A 21,671-nucleotide genomic window follows, 5' to 3' on the forward strand; every position below is an offset into this window, starting at 1 on the left:
GAACGAGGCAACGACAATCCGACACCGACACACGAAGCTAGTGGAAATTTCGCGCCTTCACCTTCAAGGTGTCGATATGGAGATCCGGGATTTGTCCCGAGCCGGATACTATGCCGAGTCCGTCCCTCAAAGCCCGCGACTTCCGGTAAACCCGGAAAGCAAGCTCGGAACAATATCGAAGAAGTCCCGCGCTCAATCGCAGGCTGCGGCTTGTCCCTTGGGTCCGGCCCGCCGCCATGGGCAAACGCGTCTCCCCTGCCGTCGGTAGCTTGAACGCCGTGCCGGTCGGCAAGCCCTGACAGGTCGCCCGACAGATCGAAGAGCTGATGTGATGCCAGTGACCGGAGTTACGGTGGTGGTGGCGTTGGTTGCAGCATTCATTGGCTTTGATCTCCTTCATCATTAGAGGGCGATCGGCGAAGCGATGCAAAGCGAGGCTTTGGCAGGCAACAACGACATAGTGATGCCAGTTTCTCATCTCTTCGGGTGCGCCAGGTGCCTTCCCGGTGAATTCCGAACGTGCCGGATCAGGAACCGTCCATAGCAGCGGTGGGTCTCGCTGCGTTGATCGGCTATGTCTGGGGGATGGACCCGCTACCCCAATCCTTTGCACGTAGTTGAACGATTGGCTATTCAGGCCCTTGCGGCCGATCGGCAGGACCAGAGGGCGGCTGTAGAGCAGTGCCAGTCCCGGTTTTGGGTCGTCTGATACGGAGCCTCCGAGGGCTTACCAGAGACGGCGGCGCATCGGAGAGCATCTCACGCGCGGCGGTGGTCAAGGTGGAAGCGATGAAATCAGCCTCTGGAAGCTTGTGCAGGTGCGTGTCATCATCATTTTCAGACCAGAGCACTGCGCCTACGCGCGTGGTGGGATACATGCGCTTGAATCGGCGTACAAGTATGCCGGCATGCCTGACGGAGTCAAAGTTCAGGAAGCAAACGACGATGGCATTTGCTCCATTCGGAACGAGATCGCGGCTGCGGCGGTTGGCGATGTCGGAGTGCCTTGCTGCCACCACTTCCGCTCCTTGCACTTGGAGAACCTGGGCCAGCATCACCGCTGATGCATCATCAAGAGGCCCCCTGCCACCAATGCAGAAGACCGTTTTCCCGGTCCCGTCCGGCAGTTCCTCGTCGCCTTCTCCCTCGTCCTTCGTGGCCGTCAAGGGTGTCTCGTCGGCGGTTTTGTCCTCCTGCTCTTCTTCCTCCTCCTCCCGGGCGATCTCTTCCAGATTCGAGACCAGCGTGATGGCGGTACCGAACAATTGATCCATCTGCTCCGCTGTCAGGACGCCTCTGCGGCGGTCCTGCTCGGCGAGCAGGAGGGCTGGAATAGCAACCTTGCCATAGTATTCCTCCAGATAATCTTCCTCGAGGATCTCCTCAGCGAGATCGGTGGCCTCGTCGGGATCCCCAGCTAAAAGTCTTTGATAAAGGCGTTCCTTGGGATCAAGCACCGGTTCGCTGCCAAACAGGACTTCCAAGAATTCAAACTGCGGGACATAACGCCCTAGAACTGCCAGGCACACGGTCAGCGGCGTCGACAGGATAAGGCCGACCGGTCCCCATAACCATGCCCAGAAAATAGCCGCAACGATGATGGCAAGGGGAGAGAGGCCTGTTCGGGAACCATACAGCCACGGTTCGACGATGTTGTTGCTCGTCAGCTCCAGCGCGAGAAAGATCGTGGCGACCCAAAGAACAAGGCTCCAGCCCGGATCGACCGCGAACGCCAGGAAGAGCGGCAGTACGGCAGCTATTACCGGCCCGATATATGGGACGAACCGCAGAACGATGGCGAGCATCCCCCAGAGCACTGCATTGGGTATTCCCACCGCCCAAAGCCCAAGCGCCAAGGGGATGCCGTAAGCGCAGTTCACGACCAACTGCATGAGAAGATATTGCGCAACGCGGCTTCCCGCCTCCTGCAGGGCTTCGGTGGTGCGATGGAGGTCTCCGTAGCCGACGAGCCGGATAAAGCGGTCGCGAAGCTCCTCCCGCTCCAGGAGCATGAATATGACGACGACTATGATTAGTCCCAATGACGCGATCGGACCGACCAAGGGGCTGATCAAATTTGTCAGCGTAGCAATGGGACGGCTTGGCGCGAATATCTCTACGAGCAGGGGCTCCCTAGATGGAGGCTCGCCCACGGGAGCAGTCGGGTTCTTCTCCACACTGTTGAGTTCCCGTCCGACACTTTCGACGACAGAAGTCAGACGCTGAAGGATACCCTTATCGCTCCCGCTCTCCTGGAGCGCCCGGATCTTTCCCACAATGTTGGTTTGATAGGCAGGGAGGTTTTGCGCGACTTCAGTAACCTGTCCCGCTACCACAAGGCCGAATAGGAGGAGAATAAGGAAGGCGAGCATGACGGTAGTTATGACCGCCAGAATGCGAGGAAGCCCCAGCTTACGAAGACGTGAGGAAATTGGTGCCAGTGCGAACGTCAGCAGAACAGCGATTGCCAGAGGAAGAAGGACTTCCTTTGCAAAGTAGAGAATGGCAATGACCGCGAGCACGCTCGCAAAGGCAGGCATGCGTGAAGGTGATGAGGGCGGAATTGAGTATATACGACGAGAACCCCCGGGGTCGTTTTTCAATTCCGCCTCCTTGCTGTGGTCGTGACGTGAAGGCGTCGATATGCCAATTGGTCCCAGACTCAGGGAGGTAGGGCGCAGATAGGACTTAGCAAATGATCGCTGCACTGGGCCGAGCGGCAAGGTGCCACTCTCCAAGATAATGGTGATCTCGCAGGACTGGGGGCCTACGATGAATGCGCATCCTGCCTAGGTCGCCCTCCAGGCCGCCCTCGGATAAGGATCGATTGGGTATTCAGCAACGGCAAGCCTAGTTTGGTCGAAGCGGTCCGATGCTCAAGCTCAGGACATCAAGCCTTGCCGGTTCGAACTACCCGCCTGGCTATTTTCGCAGGATCTTCTCCATCGCTTTCCCTTTGGCGAGTTCGTCGATCAATTTGTCCAAGTAGCGGATTTCACGCATCGTAGGTTCTTGGATGTCTTCCACGCGAACGCCACAGATCACACCGGTAATCAGCGATCGCGAGGGATTCATTTGAGGCGCTTGCGCAAAGAAGTCCTCAAATTTTGTGTCGTTCGCCAACTGATCATCTAGCGTCTCTTGGGTATGTCCCGTCAGCCAACAGATGATCTCATCGACGTCAGCTTTCGTGCGCCCCTTCTTCTCCGCTTTGGCGACATAGTGCGGATAGACGCTCGCGATACTGACTGAATAGATTCGATGCTTGGTCATGCATCCCCCGGCGGAAGCGTTGTGAGCTTTTGTCACCGCTAACCTTAGCCAACGGACCCTCAACCGCAATCCTTTGCAGCGCGGGAGGCTTAAAGAGCAAGTGCGGCATGTCCGACGAGCGGCGCGAACGTCCGCTCTAGGGCCGATAGCGGAAGACTGTGCACTTCAGGATGCGTTTATCCTCCTGCGCGACGCCATGCGCAAATCAAACGTAGCAGCAATCGCGCGGGCGGTGCTGTCCTGCAGATGCGCACGGTCGTGTTCCGCGCTCAAAAAAAATGGCCTCATCGCCATCGCATTGAACTTCGACTACGACGTCAGGTCGTCCCCGACGGCTTTCGACGAGATACCAAAGCTGAAGATGGAGGTCGAAATGCTCGATCTCGCAAAACACATCATCGGCACCGAGAAGGAAATTCAATCCGGCGGAGTACGACAGCGACGAAATCGCTGTCGTCGTGAACCCAATAATGCCTGCGTTTCCTCTCCCTCCCAAAGAAATTCTTGTTAGCCGCATGCATTCCACATTTATATGCGATCACGTGCCCCCGCCAAATTAGGCCATTCGGCAACGTGTTTCAGGGTATGCGCCACTCTTGAGAATTCCGGTTATCGTCAGTCATTTTGCGCCCACAGTCTGGTATCTGGCGAACGCGGCAGGCAGCCTGATCTCTCTGACCAGCACTGTCGATGTGGGCATCTCGACTAGCTCGGATGGAAACTTCATCAGCGTCCGGCGTAGTACGCCTGCGCCGGAAAATCTTGCGTCTTCGCCGGAAACAAGAAAACTCTCCGGCGCCTTTTCCACAATTTTCAGGGGATTGGCATGATTGATTGCGGCGACTTTTCAGTTATGTCGGCTGAGTTTTGCAGGATTGACCGATGAAATACCGCGCAGAAATTGATGGCCTCAGAGCCATCGCCGTCCTATCGGTGATCCTTTTTCATTCAGGAGTTTCCTTCCTGCCGGGCGGCTTCGTCGGCGTCGATGTCTTCTTCGTCATCTCGGGATATCTGATCACGGCGATCATCATCGGCCAGATGACGGAACAGACGTTCTCCGCGGCCGATTTCTACCTTCGCCGAGCAAAGCGGATTTTGCCTGCTCTTTTCGCGATGATGTTCGTAACGGCCTTGGTCGGTGCCGCACTTCTCACGCCTCCAGCCTTCGAGCGGCTGATGCGGAGCATCGGCGAGGCCAGCCTGTCGATCTCCAATTTCAGTTTCGCCAGGGCGGCTGGGTATTTTGACGAGGGCACCGCCTGGCGGCCGATGCTTCACACTTGGTCTCTCGGTGTCGAGGAACAGTTCTATCTTTTCCTGCCGCTCTATTTGTTCATTGCCCGCTCCCGAACAAGCTGGTCATGGCAGCGGATCGTCACCCTCCCGATGATCATCTCGTTCGCAATTGCCGTCGTCATGGTGCGGCATTGGCCGACGGCCGCCTATTACCTTCCGTTCGGCCGCTTCTGGGAACTGCTCGTCGGAAGCCTGCTGGCGACAGGAACGTTTGGCGCCATTCGGGACGACCGTAGGCGTCAAGCAGCGTCGGCCGCCGGGCTTGCTCTCATCGCCATTCCTGTTCTCTTCTATGGAGAAAACACGACATTCCCGGGGGAGACGGCACTTCTTCCCTGTCTCGGAGCTTTCCTGATCCTGCATTCGGCGCGGTCCGGACGAAGTTTTGTCTCAACGGCCCTTGCTTCTACCCCTCTCGCGTTCATCGGAAAACTGTCCTATTCACTCTATCTATGGCATTGGCCTGTTCTCTATTTTGCCAGAATCATAAAAGGACAAGCGCTCACGGCCGGTGAAGGGCTCGCCCTCTTGCCTCTCACCTTTGCTGTCAGCTACGCCGCCTGGCGGTTCATCGAGAACCCTGCTCGACGATCCGATGCCAGCTTCCGTACTGCCGCAAAGTTGGTCGCAGCGACCGTTGCAACCTGCATCAGCCTATGGGTCGTCACGGAACAATTGGGCGGCATGCCCGGGCGGTTTTCCGGCGTCGAACGACGCATGGCGTCGGGTGCGCGCGACACCAATCCCGACCGTCGTGCATGTGACACGCCTTCGCTCGAACGCTTGAGGGCTGGCACGCCCTGCGTTCTCGGCGCCGACAAGGTGCCCGGCGTGGCGCTGATGGGCGACAGCATCGCAGATGCGCTCGCACCGGGTGTCGTCGCGGCCGCCGAGCAGGCCGGGCAGAGTGTCATGATCCTGACGAAAGAAGGCTGCAGACCGATCATCTGGTCGAGAAGCGATTCCGGCAGCTGCCAGCGGTTTCTGGTGGAGGCCGAACAACTGTTGAAGCGAACGGAAACCATTCATACCGTCGTCATCATCGCGCGCTGGACAAACATCGCCAGCGGCTATCGCTATGGCGCTCCCATCCTGGTACCGCCGTCGATGACGCATCCCGACGACGAAGCGAAGCTTTCCAGGCTTGCCGCGGCTCTTTCAGATCAGTTCGCTCACCTCGACCAGAAGCGGATCGTCGTTGTCGGCTTCGTTCCGGAGCAGCCGTTATACGTGCCGCAGACCGTCTTGGTCCGGCATCGGCTGGGCCAGCCCCTGCCTTCGGGTGTGTCGAGGGATGTGTTCGAAGAGCGGCAGAAAATCGTCAGGCGGCTGTTTTCGAGGCCCAACTTCGCGAAGGTGACGCTGATCGATGCCACGCCATTCTTTTGCAATGATGAAACCTGCCCCGTCCAAGACCAGGGAATTCCGGCTTTCGTCGACGACAATCATCCAAGCGCGTCCAAGGCGCTGTCCGTCCGCGCAATGTTCGCGCCGGCATTCGTCACCCGCGAGCGGCTCCAATCGACGGCGAAGGCTCCTCCAGTTTCTCAGAAGCCCTCTTAGGTAAGCCTAGGCCTTCTTACCGAAGACCTCTAGCATCTTTTCTCCGTCGATTTTCTCACCCTAGATAGAAAAACCTCGTCTCAAGGTCTTTCGCGTTTCGTGCAGACTGTGCAGTTTGGCATGTCAATCCTGGCTCGCGACGGGGCCAGCCGTGCCGAGCTTGAGGCCGTGGCTGAGGTCTCGATACTGGGATGGGATGCCCGCGCCAGGAGCGACACCCTTTCCACATAAAAGCGTGCAGGCTCATGGGCTGCGCTCTATCGATTCTCATTGATAAAGCAGGCAACCGAGGAAAACCGTTCACCTCCGGTGGCCGTCTGTCGAGACCCGGGATAGTGCTGCGATTGGAGGGAGGACGGAGCAGGAGGTTTGCCCATCGCGACGGCGTGAGGCACAATTGCTTGAAACCGACCCAAGGATGCACCCGATCAAGCGATCGCACTTCCGCGGCCCGTCGATTTGACCTGCTGAGTTCGGCCGAGAGGACGTCTACTCGCGTGCCCGCTTCAGGTCGGATAAACTGCCTCGACACCCGCATTTGAACAAAACCGCGCTCCCGCTGGTTATTCTGCAAAATCGCGAGAGAACGACGATGGATTTCCTAGAGGCGGTCAACGCTGCCGGATCTTGGCTGCAGGCTTTCCTTTTCAATGAGTGGACGGTCTATCAGTCCGCCCTGATTGTCGCCGGTTACCTGCTTTCCGGCTTGCTGGCAAAACGGATCGAGCCGGCATTGGAATCGCGCGCCCGCACCATCAAGGGAAATCCGGATCTACTTCGCGTCATCATCGCATTCATGCGGCGAACACGCTGGCTCTTTCTGATTGTACTGCTGGCGGTTGCGGATGTGGTGCTGTTGCGATTTGCGTGGCCATCGCACCGGTGGCTGGTAGCAACAGCCCTCACTCTCGTGGTGGCGTGGTTCGTCATCTCGGTACTCACGCGCATCATCCGCAACCAGATGCTGGCGCGTGTCGTTGCCGCCGCCGGCTGGCTCTACTTTGCACTTTACGCGCTTGGGCTGGATCGCGCGCTTCTGGCAGCACTCGATGGTATAGCCGTCAATCTCGGCGCCGTTCGCCTTTCAATGCTGCTCGTCTTGAAGGCCATCGTCCTTTCCGTCGCGTTGATCTGGCTTGCGGTTCTGATCGGCAACATGTCGTCGAACTGGATCCAGAAGTCCGCGGATCTCACGCCCTCCTTGAAGGTTCTCATCAGCAAACTGATCAAGATCGGGCTCATTGTCTTTGCGGGCACGATTGCCTTGTCTGCGACAGGCATTGACCTGACGGCGCTCACGGTTTTTTCAGGTGCTGTCGGCGTCGGCATTGGTTTCGGCCTGCAGAAGGTCGTCTCCAATTTCATATCCGGAATCATCATCCTGCTCGATAAATCCATCAAACCGGGCGACACGATTACGCTGGGAGAGACCTTCGGCTCCATCCGCGACCTGCGCTCCCGCTTCGTCTCCGTCATAACCAGAGATGGAAAGGAGTACCTCATTCCAAACGAAGACTTCATTTCCCAGCAAGTCGTCAACTGGTCGTTCTCCAGCGATTATGTCCGCATCGAGGTGGATTTCGGAACCTCGTATGACAGCGATCCGCACGAGGTTGCCCGCATCGCGATCGAAGCGGCCAAGACCATTCCGCGGGTTGCGGGCACCTACGCCCAGCCGGTCTGCTGGATGACGGCCTTCGGGGCTTCATCGGTCGATTTCAAGCTGAGATTCTGGATCTCCGACCCGAGCAACGGCCTTACCAACGTGCGCGGTGAAGTACTCATGGCATTATGGGATGCATTCAAGGCAGCCGGCATTTCGATCCCGTTCCCGCATCGCGAAATCATCATGAAGACACCTGTCGAGCTTGCCCGCGCATCTTTTCGGCAACGGCCAGGCGATGAACGCGCTTCCGGCAGCCCCAAATCCGGGAACTGAATTGCCTCAAAGACGTTCGGCAGTATCCGTTCACGAGGTCACCGCCATGCGCCGCGCCGTTTATTTGCTCTCCCTCGCACTCGCCGGCTCCCAGCCGCTTGCGGCAGCCGCTCAGGAAGCCAATTTCCTCCAGTCGCTTGCTGGAAACTGGCAAGGCGCAGGCCAGGTGCTGATGCGGATCGGCAGCGATCCGGTCAACGTGCGGTGCAGCTTCGCAACGACGGCGGGCCGAGCCAACTTCTCCATGAACGGCAGCTGCCGGGGCTTTGTCGTCGTGCGCCGGGCCGTTTCGGCAAATCTGAGGGTCAGCGGCGGGCGCTATACCGGAACCTATGTCGGACCGATGGGCCTGCCGTCTGCGCTTTCTGGAAGCCGCCGCGGAAATGCCATCAATCTTTCCGTACGCTGGGCCCGCCCCGTGAACGGAGACCGGAACGCCACCATGACCATCGAGAAGGTCGGGGCGGATGGCTTGCGCCTGCGCACGGTCGATCGCGACCATGCGACCGGAGGGTCGGTCGTTACCAGTAACATCGATCTTATGCGTCAGTGAATTTGCGCAGGTCTGTCCAACCGGTTTCGTCAGTTGCTCGTCTGCGTCGCGGCCGCTTCCGAGGCCGATCCGTTCCTGGCGAGTTGCCCGATGACCACCAGAACCAGCACGGCAAGCACGCCTGCCGCCAATGTCAACGCCAGCGACCAGACGACGCCGATGCTCCCGATCAGGTAGGCCAGCGCAAAGGGTGCGACCGCCGACACGATCAGCCGCGCCGCCATCACCCGGCCCTGCATCTTTCCATAGCCGTCGCTTCCGAAGAGCAACAGCGGAAGCGTTCCCGTGACGATGCTGAAGAGACCGTTTCCCAGGCCGAAGACAACTGCGAATGCGATGGCGCCGGCAACGGAAGGCGCGGTCGGGATGAGCAGGAATACCGCTGCCGACATAAGCGTGGCCGCGATGATGGCAAGCTTAAGCGGCGGCAGGTTCACGCCGAAGAGCATGTTCGTCAACCTGCTGAGCACCTGCGAGGGACCGAAGAACGTCCCGACCAGCGCCGCTGTCGCGCCGAGCCCGAGGCCGGAAAGCAGCGGCACCATATGGACGAGGATGGCCGAGCTCACCAGCGACTGCAGGGAGAAGGAAAACGCCATCAGAACGAAACCCATCCTGCGCGCCGATGCGGCAAGCGTTCCTTCCACGCGTCTCGCCGGCGAGGCCTTGCCGCTTCGCACCCGGTTTCGGCGCATCTGGCGCGAGAGCACGGCATGGATAGGCAGGCAGATGACGAAGTTTAGGCCCGCGAATACCAGATAGACCTGCTGCCACGATATTTCAGCGTGCAGCATTGTCGTGATCGGCCAGAAGATTGTCGAGGCAAAGCCGCCGATGAGCGTCAGGTAGGTGATGCTCCGTTGTGCCGCCTGCGGCCGGATCTGCACGAGCAGCGCGAAGGCCGCGCCATATTGAACGAGGTTCGACGCCGCCTCGATGCCGATCAGCGCCGCTACGAAGGAAATCCTGCCGGGCGCCAGCGCGCAGGCGACAAGTGCCGCCGCCGCGATCGCCGATCCCGCCGTCATGATCCGTCCGGCGCCGAAGCGGTCGATCCATTTGCCGAGCGCAGGTGCCATAAGACCGCCGATCAGGAGAGCCGCGGACAAAGCGCCGAAGATAGCCTCGGACGGCCATCCGAGATCCCGCGACATATCGGGGGCGAGGATGCTGAAGCTGTAATAGAGCGTGCCGTAGCCGATGATCTGCGTGATGCCAAGGGCGATAATGGCAGCAATCGGCGGAGATTCGGTCATATGGATTTCAGGCTCACGCGCTGTTCGAGCTTATCGGCCTCTTCCTTGCGCTCGCTGTAGCGATCGGTGAGATAGGCGGAGGCGTCGCGGGTAAGCCACGTGAATTTCACCAATTCCTCGCAGACGTCAACCACCCGGTCGTAATAAGACGAGGATCTCATGCGGCCATCCGCGTCGAACTCCTGAAAAGCCTTGGCGACTGACGACTGGTTCGGAATAGTGATCATGCGCATCCAGCGGCCGAGCATGCGCATCTGCCCAACGGCGTTGAAAGACTGCGAGCCGCCCGACACCTGCATGACGGCGAGCGTCTTGCCCTGCGTTGGCCGCACCGAGCCAACCGAAAGCGGAATCCAGTCGATCTGCGCCTTCATGATGCCGGTCATGGCGCCATGGCGTTCCGGCGAAACCCATACCTGCCCTTCCGACCACTGCGAAAGATCGCGCAGTTCCTGGACCTTCGGATGGCTTGCCGGCTCCGCATCAGGAAGCGGCAATCCCTCCGGATTGAATATCCGCACCTCGCAGCCGAAGTGCTCGAGCAGGCGCGTCGCCTCATGGGCGAGCAGCCTACTATAGGAGACCGTGCGCAGCGAACCGTAGAGGATCAGGATACGGGGCTTATGCTTCGAGAATGGCGGCCGCAGCGCCGCCAGATCGAGCAGCCGCAGATGTTCGCGTGAGGCTGCCGCCAGATCAGACAATGCGCCTACCCTTCGCATCGAGAACCTGTTCGCCGTCTTCCTTGGCGAAGGCGCCCTTATGGGTGTCCGGCAGGATATCGAGAACCGCCTCGGATGGCCGCGCGAGCCGCGTGCCGAGCGGCGTCACGACGAAGGGCCGGTTGATGAGGATCGGATCTTTCAGCATCGCGTCGAGAAGCTGATCGTCGGTCAGGGCCGCGTGATCGAGCCCAAACTCCGCATAGGGCGTACCCTTCTCGCGGATGGCCTGGCGCACCGTAAGGCCGGCGTCGGCGATCATCTTGACTAGCTCCGCGCGCGACGGCGGAGTTTGCAGATACTCGATGATCGTCGGCTCGATCCCGGCATTTCGGATCATCGCCAGCGTATTGCGCGACGTGCCGCAATTTGGATTGTGATAGATGGTGGCTTTCATAGCTTTGCCTCAGGTGAAAGGGTTGACGATGCTCCCGGATGCAGCAACCAGGTGAACAGAAAGAGCGCCGCGACCGCACCGGCGATTTCGGCAACCCAGAAGCCCGGAAGATCGACCGGACGGATGCCGGAAAAGGTGTCGGTCAGCGAGCGGGCGAAGGCAACGGCCGGATTGGCGAAGGAAGTCGAAGCGGTGAACCAGTAGGCGGCCGTGATATAAAGCCCCACCAACCATGGCACCGCCTTCTGCTCGAAGCGGATCCCGGCGAGGATCACCGCAATGAGGCCGAAGGTCGCGACACCTTCGGAAAACCATTGCGCCCCGCCGGTGCGGACCTTTGTCGACAGCTGGACGAGCGGAAGATCGAACATGAGATGGGCTGCAATCGTCCCGATGGCGCCGCCAGCAACCTGCGCCAAGACGTAAAAGAGGAAATCGCGCTTCGGCAGCGACCGCGATATCGCGAAGACCAGCGAGACCGCCGGATTGAAATGAGCTCCGGAAACCGGCGCCAGGATAGTGATCAACACCACAAGAATCGCGCCGGTCGCCAGCGTGTTGCCGAGCAGGGCCAGTCCTACATCCTGCGTCAGCGATGTCGCCATGATGCCCGACCCGACCACGGTCGCGACGAGAAGTGCTGTGCCGAGGCCCTCGGACACCAGGCGGCGCGGCAGATCGAACGTCATCGTTATCCTGCCTTCACCGGATTGCTCGCCGAACCTTCCATGGCGCCGATCTGGCGCAGGTGCTGCTCCAGAGCGAGCTTGTCGATCGACGACAAAGGCAGGCTCAGGAAAGCCATGATCCGGTTATTCAGGAACCGTGCGGCCTGCGCGAAAGCCCGGTCCTTCTCGACTTCGCTGCCCTCGACAGCGGCCGGATCCTCGACGCCCCAGTGGGCAGTCATCGGATGGCCGATCCAGACCGGGCAGGCTTCGCCCGCGGTGCTGTCGCAGACCGTGAAGATGAAATCCATTTCCGGCGCGTCCGCCTCGGCAAACACGTCCCAGCTCTTCGAGCTGAAGCCGGTCGAAGGATAGCCAAGGGCCTGCAGCTCCTTCAGCGCATAGGGATTGACCCTACCCTTGGGTTGGCTCCCTGCCGAAAACGCCCGGAAGCGGCCCTTGCCGTCGGCGTTGAGAATGGACTCCGCCAGGATAGAGCGGGCGGAATTGCCGGTGCACAGGAACAGCACGTGGTAGACACGCTCGGCAGTCATTGAAGTTTCTCCTCCACCTTAGGCCCGCAGCATGCGGCGACCGCCGCCACAGGTGCGCAGATTTCAGGGTTCCCGGCGCAGCAGTCTTCCATCAGGAAGCGGATCAGACCGCCCAGCGCATTATAGTTCGCCGTGTAGATGATCGAGCGGGATTCACGCTTCTGGCTGATGAGGCCGGATCGTTCGAGCTCCTTGAGGTGGAAGGAGACATTCGACGGCGAGACGGCCGTCTTCTCCGCAACCATGCCGGCGGCCATGCCGTCTGGACCCGCGACCACCAGCACGCGGACGATATGCAGGCGGGTTTCCTGGGAGAGCGCGGCGAAGGCGCTCAGGGCTTGACGTTGATCCATATTTCAATAATCCTTGAATTGTTGAAATTAGGATTAATGCATATGAACGCGATCGACAACAGCAAAATGCAGGACCGCGACATCAGCCTCGGCCTGCTTCTCGACTTTCTGGCAGGCGCCAAGGATTTGCCCTTGGTTTTCCATTACGACGGCCGGCCGGTGAAACCGGGCTACCACGTCACCGAAGTCAAGGCCGGAGAGTTCGCAGCGCTCGACTGCGGCGCCAACCCGGAAGCATGGCGAGAGATTTTCATCCAGCTATGGGACATTGACGAGGACGACCGCACGCATATGCCGGCTGGAAAATTCCATGCAATCATTTGCAAGGTGACCGAGCATGTGAAGCTCGACGGTTCTGCGAGGCTGACATTCGAAGTCAGCGACGGCGTGCGACCAATGCAGCTTTATTGCGCGGCCATGCCGGCCCTTGTGGGTGGCATGGTGCACGTCGAGCTTGCGCCTCGCCCGGCAAGCTGCAAGCCGCGCGAACGCTGGCTCAAAGAGGAAGCACGAAAGACTGAAGCCTGCTGCAGGCCCACGCATGGCAAAGATGTCTGCTGCGCCTAGAACGCATTGAAAAGCCAACGGCCCACATCGGCGACGTTATCTCCGCCCTTCCTAATCATATTGGGCAGGTTGATATGTCGCCGGGACACTGACGTTATACGTGCCATGAGGTTTGTGCTGTTTTACATTGTAACGTGCGTTTCCGTCAGCCTTGCTGTGGGCGTCGCCATATATCCGATCTTTGAACCGCCACCTGGGCCGACGCAGGGTTCTTCGCTGCAAAGCTTCCGTCCTCAAGCAGCCAGGAAGGCGGGCAAGACCTCTCGCCTGATGCCTTGCACCAATGCCTCGTCCTGCCTCCAGGCGCCAACGAGCGCTGATCCGAACGACGCTTTTCGTTTCCGTCCACCGGTTTTTGTGCCGGCCTCTCCCCGCACCCCGTCGCCGGGTGTGCCCGCGAGACGTGAGCTTTAGATGGTTGCCCCGGCCCCAGACCAATCCTTCCGCATCGTCGCATTCCGACAGCCGGTCGACCCAATGCGCGAATGCAACGCTTCATTAACCACGTCCAGCGTACTTTTGGCAAAACCAAGGAGGTCGGCAGGTTGAGGGGGCGAACAGCACTAGCTCGTAGCGCAGCGTATTTCGTAATCGCGTCTTTGCTGGCGGGCTGCGTAAGCGGACCGGACCACACGCCTCCGGAGATGCCGCTGCCGGCGAAATTCGGTGAGGGCAGCACCAAGAATATCGGTGATGTTGCGACGGTGGCCTGGTGGTCGGCCTTTCGCGACAGGCAGCTCGACAGCCTGGTGGCGCGCGGTATCGATCAGAACCTCGACGTGCTGCAGGCGATGGAGCGCATCAATTCGGCGTCCTCGAATGTGACGGTCGCCGGGGCCGGCTCGCTGCCGAGCCTGGTGGTCGGCGCCTCGCACACGGTGTCGGGCCAGATGGGCTCGGAGCGCACCCGGATAGGTGCTACCAACACCACTGGCGGCGAGGCCAATGTCTCCTGGCTGCTCGATCTCTTCGGCCAGTACCGCCGCTCCAAGGAAAGCGCGCTTGCCTCGCTCGATTCGGCCTATGCCAGCGCCGACGTGGCCCGGCTTGCCTTCCTGCAGGATCTCGTCTCGACCTATATCGACGCCCGCTTCTACCAGGAGCGCATTGCGCTGTCGAAGGCCAACCTGCAATCGCGCCGGGAGACCTTCGACCTCACCAAGTTCCAGCTGGAAGCCGGTGCCGCCTCCAGGCTCGACGTCGTCCAGGCCGAGGGCCTGGTGCAGTCGACGCAGGCCGAAATCCCCGGTCTGGAAACCAACTTCCGCGTCTCGGCGCATCACATCGCCACGCTGCTCGGCCTGCCGGCCTCCTCGCTGATGGCCGAACTGCAGAAAGGGGCCGCCCAGCCGGTCTACCGTGCCGGCATCATCTCCGGCGTCCCGGCCGACCTGATCCGCAACCGTCCCGACATCCGCGTGGCCGAGCGCAATCTGGCAGCGGCGACCGCCAATATCGGCGTCGCCCAATCGCAGCTTTATCCGTCGATCGCGCTGTCCGGCTCGATCTCGCCGACCTGGGTCAACCCGGCCGGTGGCAGCGGCGGCGGCCTGACCACATGGTCCTTCGGCCCGACGCTCAACCTGCCGATCTTCGACGGCGGCCGCCTGCGCGCCAATGTCGACATTGCCAAGTCGGACGCCAAGACCGCCTATCTCGCCTGGAAGGCCGCGGTGCTCAACGCCGTCGAGGAGGTGGAGAACGCGCTGTCGGCGGTGCGCCGCGACGCCCAGACGGTGGAAGCGCTGCGCGCCCAGGTCAAGACGACGCAGGAATCGCTTGAACTGTCGACGGCAAGCTACAAGGACGGCGCCTCCTCGCTGCTCGACGTGCTCGACGCCCAGCGCCAGGTGTCGCTGGCCCAGGCGAGCCTGGCAGCCGCCGTGCAGCAGATGGCCAGGGACTACGTCTCCCTCAACGTCGCCATCGGCGGCGGCTATGCCCCGGGCGGCAAGGTCAACTCTGTCTCCGCAACAGTGGCAAAAGGCCCCACAAAGAGCTGATAAAGCCGAAGCACGATGAAAAGAAATGTGGCGCGACCGTGCGCGGCCAAGGAAAAAGGACCCGTCCTGCCTATTGACGAGTCCTTCTCCTTCATCGGAGGAGTAGCGAGACGGTCTCGCAAGGATGATACCGCTCTTAAGCATCAGACCACGAATTCCCGGTGTTGAACATTTCTACAAAAGGATGAGCCGGCCCTACGCCCGATACGCTCTATGACGATCGCGCAAACGCGCTTCCTGTACCGTAAGAAGACAGAAGCCGGCCCGCCCGGCTATCACCCAAAGGGATTAGTTGATTTCGCGCTGTAGTATGGCATCCTTGCGTCGGGATCGGGGGCAGTACCGAGTAGAACCAATTCCAAATGCGGCAGCTAATACTCGCGGGCTAATGACCGCGAAAAGCTCCTTGCGGAAGGGCTCGCTTCATTGCTGAAGCGAGCCCGGCTTTCTCGGCCCCAAGAATATCGAGCAGTCTTCAGTCTTATACAGAATAACAGCGTCCCCGCTTGTAGGGGCGCCGCCCAGATCCTCTTCCTTCTCAGCCATCAAGCATCAAAACTCGGCGCCTTCGGGGCGAACCGCGCATTCCACCCCTTACCTACGTGGCACTCGAGACGGCCTTGCCCGCGAAAGCATGCGAAGCCTTCACAGCAAATTCGGGGAGTTCAGCAGCAACCACACATGATCAATGCATGAAATCCCTGATCTTGTAGGCGACCTCCGTGCGGTTGGTGGCATTCAGCTTTTTCATGATGTTGCGGATGTGAACCTTTACCGTACTTTCGCAAAGCTTCATTTCATACGCGATGATCTTGTTGGCCTTGCCGCGCAGCAAGGCTTCTGCCACGACCGCTTCACGCGGCGTGAAGAGTTCATCGGTGCAGTTCATGCCGTTGCTGACAGCACTGATTACGTGCCTCGCAGCAAGAATGCTGCTTGCGGGAATGAAAATTCCCCCGGCCTGGGCCAGGCCGATCGCTTCTGCAGCAACGCCAATACTGACAGTGGTGGGTATGTAGCCTCGGGCGCCGTATTCCAGCGCTTTGAGGATTTGCGAAAGTTCGTCGCTTTCCGCCCCAACGACGACAGGGCTGGATTTGAACTTCTCGGTCAATTTCGCGATTGCTTGGCCCACATCGGCATCCGTGATCTTCTTTGCGCCGATCATCAAAAGGATGACGGCCGGATCGTGCTGGATATGCTGGTTCTGCCAGTCCTCCAGCGAATTGGCGGAAATGATGTTCAAGGCCGGTTGATACTCGCGAAGGCTGCGTGACAGGCACTCCCGGTCAAGCGCCCGCGAATCGATCAGCAGCAGATACTCCGCATGCTCTTCCGTCGCGACGAAATTCGCCGACGACAGACCCCGTACCGGATCCCTCGCCTTCAAGGAAATGAGGCGGGTTGTCCTTGCGATACCAGTATTTTCGTTGGTTATTTGTTGCCCGTTCATAGCCGACTCCTACTCTCAACAAAATTGGCAGCCAAAACTAGAGACCAATTTGAAATACATACGCTTTACTTGCAAATCATACGATTAGATCAAACTTTGGGGCTCGATCTAAAGTACTTTTACAGTCGTATGAAATCCAAACGCCCAACATTAAACTTGCATTAATTATAAATGTCGGCATTAACATATGTTAACCACTACTCATAAAAGATCACATCTAAAACTTATTTCTTACGGCACAGTAACATTGCCACTAATCACTTTAGCCACAAAGAGCTACGAATATGTGAATAATCCTCATATTTTATAGAATTATCCACAGAGAGGCCTGCCGGCTCTTCTTTCGAATAGCCCCCAAAACACCTCGAAGTATTTCAGGAATTTAAAGCCGGCGCTCCGCCGGGGGCGCCAGGTAGCTGGGGTCGAAATCGACCAGTTCCTCGAGTTTCTTCCTGTCGAGGAATTCGACGACGCCACTTTTGAATACAAGCAGGCCGCTGAGCCGCATATCTTTCAGGACGCGATTGATATGGACGGTCGAAAGACCGACGGCATCACCGATTTCGGCCTGTGTCAGCGGACATTCAAAACCATCCGCCGACTCGTGCTGGAAGACACCCAGCCGAACGGCCAGCTCCAGAAGAAGATGCGCGGTCCGGGCAAGAGCATCGCGGCGCCCGATATTCGCCATCCTTTCGGTCAGCCGGGCTTGACGGCGCACCATCTCCAGGAGCAGCGCGCGGTGCAGGTCGTTCGAAGCGTTCTCGGGCTTTCGATCGCCGAGCGCCGGCAGTTCGTAAATGCGGATGTTGGAAAGCGCCTGCATCGTCTCGCGCGACAATTCCGCCGAAGCAGTCCAGACGATATCGCCGGGAAGCGAAAAATCGGACACCATGCGTGTGCCGTTTGGAAGCAGCTTCCAGGATATTATCCAGCCGCTGACCAGATAGAAGATGCGGGCCCGCCGATTTCCGACCTCGAAGATCGTTTCGCCAGCTTGGTAACCGCGGTACGCTCCCCCCGCAAATTCGCGACGCTTGAGATGACGACTTGCCGAAAGCTCATATTCCGCGGTGGTCAGTGTTACCATTCCCCAAACCCCGTAAGCGAACATCCGCTTTGATTGAACAAAAGTATAATCTTAAGGTTGGAAAATACACAATATCATGCGTCTTTTGCCGTGTCGCTTACTCCATATTGCTTAAGTTGCTTGGGAGTGCGGTGTTGCAGCCTGCCGCAGGACTTTACGCGCATACATTGAATCTTTTGCAGGCGACGGGAAACAACGCTGCGCGGCGATTGGCAAGCCTGGGGAACATCTGGTATTTCAATATGGGATTGAACAAGGGGCAGCCGCAATGCCTCGCACGTCTTCCGACATCGGATATTCGCTGATAAGGCCTGGCCGCAGCGCAAATCGCAAGCGCCGCATTCCCGTTTCCGCACAGTCCATCGTCAGCTTATATCTTTCCTGATCAATACCTTGGGCGAGCGCGGCTTTTACAAGGGCGGGAATTTCGCTCACCAGCACATGCTCTTCGTCCACAAAATAGGCTTCGCGCCCGACGGAGCGGAAGAAGCCCTCGACCTTTTTATCCCACCCAAGTCCGACATGCGCAATACGCAGGGAATAGGCGGCAATGCAGGCGTGGAGGCGATGGGAAACGATGGCATCCGCGGCATTCAGCAGCCGCAGCAACTCCGCAACATCCGCAGGCCGATCGGCAAGATGGAGTACGCCCGAGGTAAGATGACGGACCATCGAGCCGTCGTTCACGATCGTCCTCGCGAAAATGTGATCTTCCGTGGCGCCGTTGCAAAACAGCATGACGCTGAATCCGTCCTCGATCAACGCGTTTACGAGCTTGCGGTACCCAGCCGCATCCCCAAGCGGTATCGGGCCTGTCTGGCTGGCATGGCGCGTAAGTACGACCGGTTCCGTGATGCAGATGGCGACCGTCTTTCCCGCGCTCGGTCCGCGCGTCGTATCGGCTATCTGGGCGATCAGGAGCCCGGGATCAGGGATGATGTCCGGAACTGGACCGGCCGGAAAATGACGGCGCCAGCTCTCGTAAGCAAACCTGTCGCGCACTGAGACGTGCAGCAGCCGCACGCCGCCGATGCGGGCGAACAGTCGCCTGGCTGGCTCCGACCAATCGGAGCTTACGCCGACGGCATAAATCGCAAGCGGGCGGTCGAAGCGCCGAACGCAATCCAGAACTGCTCCGATCTTTAACGGGAAATTCAGGTCGTCGTCCTGGAAAAGATTGCCGCCCCCGATGACGACTGCATCCGCCGCGGCAATCTTGCGTTCCCATTCCCCACGCTGCCTGCGGAGCGCTCGCCGGACGACGAACCCGACAGCCAGCCGCCGCGCAGGCTTTGGCAACCTTTGAAGCAGCTTGAGCAGATGCCGGCGCCGGCTGCTGCTTGCACCGCCGAACCCGCGACGGCCGGCAAGATCGACAGTCTCCACCTCGATACCGCCGCCCGTTTGCGAAAGGCCGTGCTCGATGCAAAAAGCCAATATGCCGTCGCCAAGGTTCTCGCTGTATTTGACGTTGAAGACGACGATCTTGAAGGGCATCCTGCTCATGTCCGCCTCTCGTGTAAGCTCATGGTATTGGAGGCAGAGGCCCTCGCGCGGCGCGGATCAGGCGCAGTCAGGGCGGTCGTGGCGCCGGCGAGAATGTAGATCATCAACCCGAGATCGTAGACGGTTCCGGATGTGGAAGCCGTGACCAGAACCGCCAGAATACCCATTTTCGCGGCGCGTATTGCCGCACCGCATTCATTCGGCTGCGACGATCCAACAGCCGGCTTCAACGACAGTACGGACCATATGAACAGCGCGAACAATAACGCGCCGAGCACTCCGATATTGGACAGCAGCACCAGCACGAAGCTGGAGGCCCGTGCACTGCCCAGTCCTGCACCGAAACCGAACGTGTCGAGGAACGTCTTGTAGGCAACGGCGTTCCATTCCGCACGCTCTTGTCCCGACTGGCTGTCGACTTTGGAAAACAGCATCTCGTCGAAAAAGCCGGCAACGCCTGCCGAAAACCCCGGCAGCGTCGCCAGGACAAGAAACACGATGAGCGGGGCCGCCGCGACCGAGCCGGCAATAAAGAGCGCCGGCTGGCGAGATCGGTCGGCGGGCGACCAAAAAAGGGACCGCAAGAAAAGAATCGGAACAATAATCGCAAGACCGATAAGCCCCGTAGCCGATGTCGAAAAGAGCAATGCGATGAACAAAAGCCACGTCAAAGGGCCGATTGCCCGGCCACGGACGCCTTCGAGCCAGAGGCTGGCGATGATGGCAAACAGCACCAGCGTATAGCCAGCAAATGCCGATGCTTCCGGAAAAGTCCCTGAAATCCTCTTCAGCCCGCCTTTTTCGGCGGCGGTCAGCAGCGCGTAGTTTGCCGTCCTGACGAAGCCGAGCAGATATTCGGTTCGCGTGAAATAGGTTACGATATCGGCCAGTGCGAAGCTCAATGTCACCGTCGCGGTGACCAACACGGCCTTGATGAGATCCTCATGCGCGCCTGCGCGCCTGAAGAACGCAAAGGTACTGGCGAACGCCACCAGGCCGCCCACGGCATAGACCGTCTGCGTTATATTGCTCGACGAGGCACGCAGCGGCACGAGCGAGATTATGTTTCGCAGGCCGACCGAGCGTTCGACGATCATGGTTTCCGTCATTCCCTGAAACAACCGCGGAAAGAACAATGCTGTAATCAGTCCGAAGACCGTCAACACCAACAGGATGAATCCAGCGCGCGAGGGAGAGACTGCAGCGAAGATCTGTCCCTCGCCGAATGCCATAAAGACGCGTAGAACGAAAAACAGCAGAAAGAGGTTTGGCACCAGGATTGACGCTCCGCCCATTCCGGGCAGCGCAATGGCAGCCGCCGCGCCGAATGCAGTCGACAGCATCATCCATGTGAAAGAATGCCTGACCGGGGCGAACACCAGAATTGCCCCCAGCAGAATGGTCATCAGTCCAATGAATTCGACCCGCATCCACCGCACCCAGTTTTCCTCAACAGGAAAGCTATCATGCGCCGAAGCGGCTTGTATTTACGTCCGCCTTAAGTCCTTTGCGGTAGTCCTTCGGTCGAATTGGGCCCTTTTCCGCCAAAGTGCGCGTCGGTACGGTCCGCGAGATGAGAACGTTTACGCCCAAAACCTGTCTTCGTCGTACAGGCTGGCCGCGATCGTCTGGCCGCCGGCTGGGCATCGTGATCGCTGCCGCGCTTCTGTGCGCCGGCCTGGCACATGCCGAAGACTGCGTGCCCGGTGACACCGGCGATCAAATCGATACCGAGGAGATGAAGGTCACTTTCGAAGACAACTTCGACGATCTCAGCGTGTCGGCCTGGGGGCCTGGAACCCGCTGGATCGCTCATACGCCGTGGTCCGGCGATTTCGGCGGCGCCCGTTTTGCCAATCCCGAACTCGGTTTTCCGTTTGTCGTCACCGACGGCGTTCTGCGCATCGAGGCGGCCCGCAACGCCCAGGGCGATTGGCGTTCCGGGCTGCTTGCCTCCGTTGACCCCAAGGGAAATGGGTTTTCACAGTGCTACGGATATTTCGAGACGCGCGCCCAGCTGCCCTTAGGGCCTGGCGTGTGGCCGGCTTTCTGGCTGATTGGCAAGGACAGGTCGAAATCGACCGCCGAGATCGATGTTCTTGAATTCTACGGAGACAAACCGGAAGGATATTCTTCGACCGTCCATGTCTGGCACCGCGGTGGGGGGCATTATTCGGATTTCTCGCGCATCGAGGTGTTCCGCGACGCAAGGCCCACCGACTTTCATACGTATGGCGTGAAAATAGATTCCGAATTCATCCGGATGTATTTCGACGAGAAGCTGGTCTGGAAAACCAAAACCCAGCCGGAGCACCGCCAGCCGATGTATATCCTTGTCAATCTGGGACTGGCGAAGGACGCTGGCGAAATGGACGTTCCCGATCCGTCGCATATGTTCGTGGATTACGTCCGGGCTTACAGTGTCAGGTGACGCTCCGCATTGACCGCAGGCTCACCCCCCGCATCGACCAATTC

19 protein-coding genes are annotated in these 21,671 nt (G+C 59.2%); 7 read left to right on the forward strand and 12 right to left on the reverse strand.

The genetic code is table 11. The annotated features are described in order from the left end of the window. Positions 1–629: 629 nt before the first annotated feature. Entirely contained in the window at positions 630–2,540 is a 1,911-nt protein-coding gene (locus RGR602_RS13980) for an AI-2E family transporter (protein WP_223844017.1), read from the reverse strand. A 382-nt stretch (positions 2,541–2,922) separates the two neighbouring features. Further along, positions 2,923–3,273: a DUF2200 domain-containing protein gene (locus RGR602_RS13985; protein WP_039845610.1), complete on the reverse strand. Its 351-nt coding sequence runs from the start codon at positions 3,271–3,273 to the stop codon at positions 2,923–2,925. A gap of 100 nt (positions 3,274–3,373) precedes the next feature. On the opposite strand from RGR602_RS13985, the gene RGR602_RS38335 reads away from it, so the two are divergent. The 4 genes from RGR602_RS38335 (at position 3,374) to RGR602_RS14005 (ending at position 8,627) form a co-directional block, all read left to right on the forward strand. Continuing rightward, entirely contained in the window at positions 3,374–3,784 is a 411-nt protein-coding gene (locus RGR602_RS38335; RefSeq protein WP_407692054.1) for a Ku protein, read from the forward strand. A gap of 371 nt (positions 3,785–4,155) precedes the next feature. After that, positions 4,156–6,135 carry an acyltransferase family protein gene (locus RGR602_RS13995; RefSeq protein ID WP_052451560.1) on the forward strand — a complete coding sequence of 660 codons (1,980 nt, stop codon included), beginning with the start codon at positions 4,156–4,158 and terminating at the stop codon, positions 6,133–6,135. A 592-nt stretch (positions 6,136–6,727) separates the two neighbouring features. Further along, positions 6,728–8,074 (forward strand): mechanosensitive ion channel family protein, encoded by a 1,347-nt coding sequence (locus RGR602_RS14000; protein WP_052451646.1) that lies wholly within the window; start codon positions 6,728–6,730, stop codon positions 8,072–8,074. 46 nt (positions 8,075–8,120) lie between these two features. After that, complete coding sequence (locus RGR602_RS14005) at positions 8,121–8,627, forward strand: hypothetical protein (RefSeq protein WP_039845612.1); 507 nt, start codon at positions 8,121–8,123, stop codon at positions 8,625–8,627. Positions 8,628–8,656: 29 nt separating this feature from the next. Here RGR602_RS14005 and arsK read toward each other — a convergent pair whose 3' ends face one another. From arsK to RGR602_RS14035, 6 genes are read right to left on the reverse strand one after another with little or no spacing between them, the layout of a single operon-like run. Then, complete coding sequence (gene arsK / locus RGR602_RS14010; protein ID WP_052451561.1) at positions 8,657–9,883, reverse strand: arsenite efflux MFS transporter ArsK; 1,227 nt, start codon at positions 9,881–9,883, stop codon at positions 8,657–8,659. Then, on the reverse strand, positions 9,880–10,605 hold the full coding sequence (gene arsH / locus RGR602_RS14015; RefSeq protein ID WP_039845613.1) for an arsenical resistance protein ArsH: 726 nt from the start codon (positions 10,603–10,605) through the stop codon (positions 9,880–9,882). The genes arsK and arsH overlap by 4 nt, the downstream gene beginning before the upstream one ends. Then, the gene (gene arsC, locus RGR602_RS14020) at positions 10,580–11,002 is read right to left on the reverse strand and encodes an arsenate reductase (glutaredoxin) (protein WP_039845614.1); all 423 of its coding nucleotides are present in this window, start codon (positions 11,000–11,002) and stop codon (positions 10,580–10,582) included. Before arsC ends, arsH begins: the two co-directional genes overlap by 26 nt. Continuing rightward, positions 10,999–11,691: an aquaporin gene (locus tag RGR602_RS14025; RefSeq protein WP_039845615.1), complete on the reverse strand. Its 693-nt coding sequence runs from the start codon at positions 11,689–11,691 to the stop codon at positions 10,999–11,001. The genes arsC and RGR602_RS14025 overlap by 4 nt, the downstream gene beginning before the upstream one ends. A gap of 2 nt (positions 11,692–11,693) precedes the next feature. Beyond that, entirely contained in the window at positions 11,694–12,224 is a 531-nt protein-coding gene (locus RGR602_RS14030) for an arsenate reductase ArsC (protein ID WP_039845616.1), read from the reverse strand. Next, complete coding sequence (locus RGR602_RS14035) at positions 12,221–12,577, reverse strand: ArsR/SmtB family transcription factor (RefSeq protein WP_039845617.1); 357 nt, start codon at positions 12,575–12,577, stop codon at positions 12,221–12,223. The genes RGR602_RS14030 and RGR602_RS14035 overlap by 4 nt, the downstream gene beginning before the upstream one ends. A gap of 42 nt (positions 12,578–12,619) precedes the next feature. Here RGR602_RS14035 and RGR602_RS14040 point away from each other — a divergent pair, with 42 nt between their 5' ends. Both RGR602_RS14040 and RGR602_RS14045 read left to right on the forward strand, forming a co-directional pair. After that, complete coding sequence (locus tag RGR602_RS14040) at positions 12,620–13,144, forward strand: DUF6428 family protein (protein ID WP_039846877.1); 525 nt, start codon at positions 12,620–12,622, stop codon at positions 13,142–13,144. Between the two features lie 590 nt (positions 13,145–13,734). Beyond that, a complete protein-coding gene (locus RGR602_RS14045) occupies positions 13,735–15,147 on the forward strand; it encodes an efflux transporter outer membrane subunit (protein WP_039846878.1) in 1,413 nt (470 codons plus the stop codon). A gap of 685 nt (positions 15,148–15,832) precedes the next feature. Here RGR602_RS14045 and RGR602_RS14050 read toward each other — a convergent pair. The 4 genes from RGR602_RS14050 to RGR602_RS14065 form a co-directional block, all read right to left on the reverse strand. Next, on the reverse strand, positions 15,833–16,600 hold the full coding sequence (locus tag RGR602_RS14050; protein ID WP_039845618.1) for a LuxR C-terminal-related transcriptional regulator: 768 nt from the start codon (positions 16,598–16,600) through the stop codon (positions 15,833–15,835). Between the two features lie 382 nt (positions 16,601–16,982). Next, positions 16,983–17,690: a Crp/Fnr family transcriptional regulator gene (locus RGR602_RS14055; RefSeq protein ID WP_082046547.1), complete on the reverse strand. Its 708-nt coding sequence runs from the start codon at positions 17,688–17,690 to the stop codon at positions 16,983–16,985. 237 nt (positions 17,691–17,927) lie between these two features. Continuing rightward, entirely contained in the window at positions 17,928–19,196 is a 1,269-nt protein-coding gene (locus tag RGR602_RS14060; RefSeq protein WP_039845619.1) for a polysaccharide pyruvyl transferase family protein, read from the reverse strand. After that, positions 19,193–20,626: a hypothetical protein gene (locus RGR602_RS14065; protein WP_039845620.1), complete on the reverse strand. Its 1,434-nt coding sequence runs from the start codon at positions 20,624–20,626 to the stop codon at positions 19,193–19,195. The genes RGR602_RS14060 and RGR602_RS14065 overlap by 4 nt, the downstream gene beginning before the upstream one ends. Positions 20,627–20,769: 143 nt before the next feature. Here RGR602_RS14065 and RGR602_RS14070 point away from each other — a divergent pair, with 143 nt between their 5' ends. Continuing rightward, complete coding sequence (locus RGR602_RS14070; RefSeq protein ID WP_082046548.1) at positions 20,770–21,627, forward strand: glycoside hydrolase family 16 protein; 858 nt, start codon at positions 20,770–20,772, stop codon at positions 21,625–21,627. The last annotated feature ends 44 nt before the right edge of the window (positions 21,628–21,671 follow it).

Source organism: Rhizobium gallicum bv. gallicum R602sp, from assembly GCF_000816845.1.
Taxonomy (GTDB): domain Bacteria; phylum Pseudomonadota; class Alphaproteobacteria; order Rhizobiales; family Rhizobiaceae; genus Rhizobium; species Rhizobium gallicum.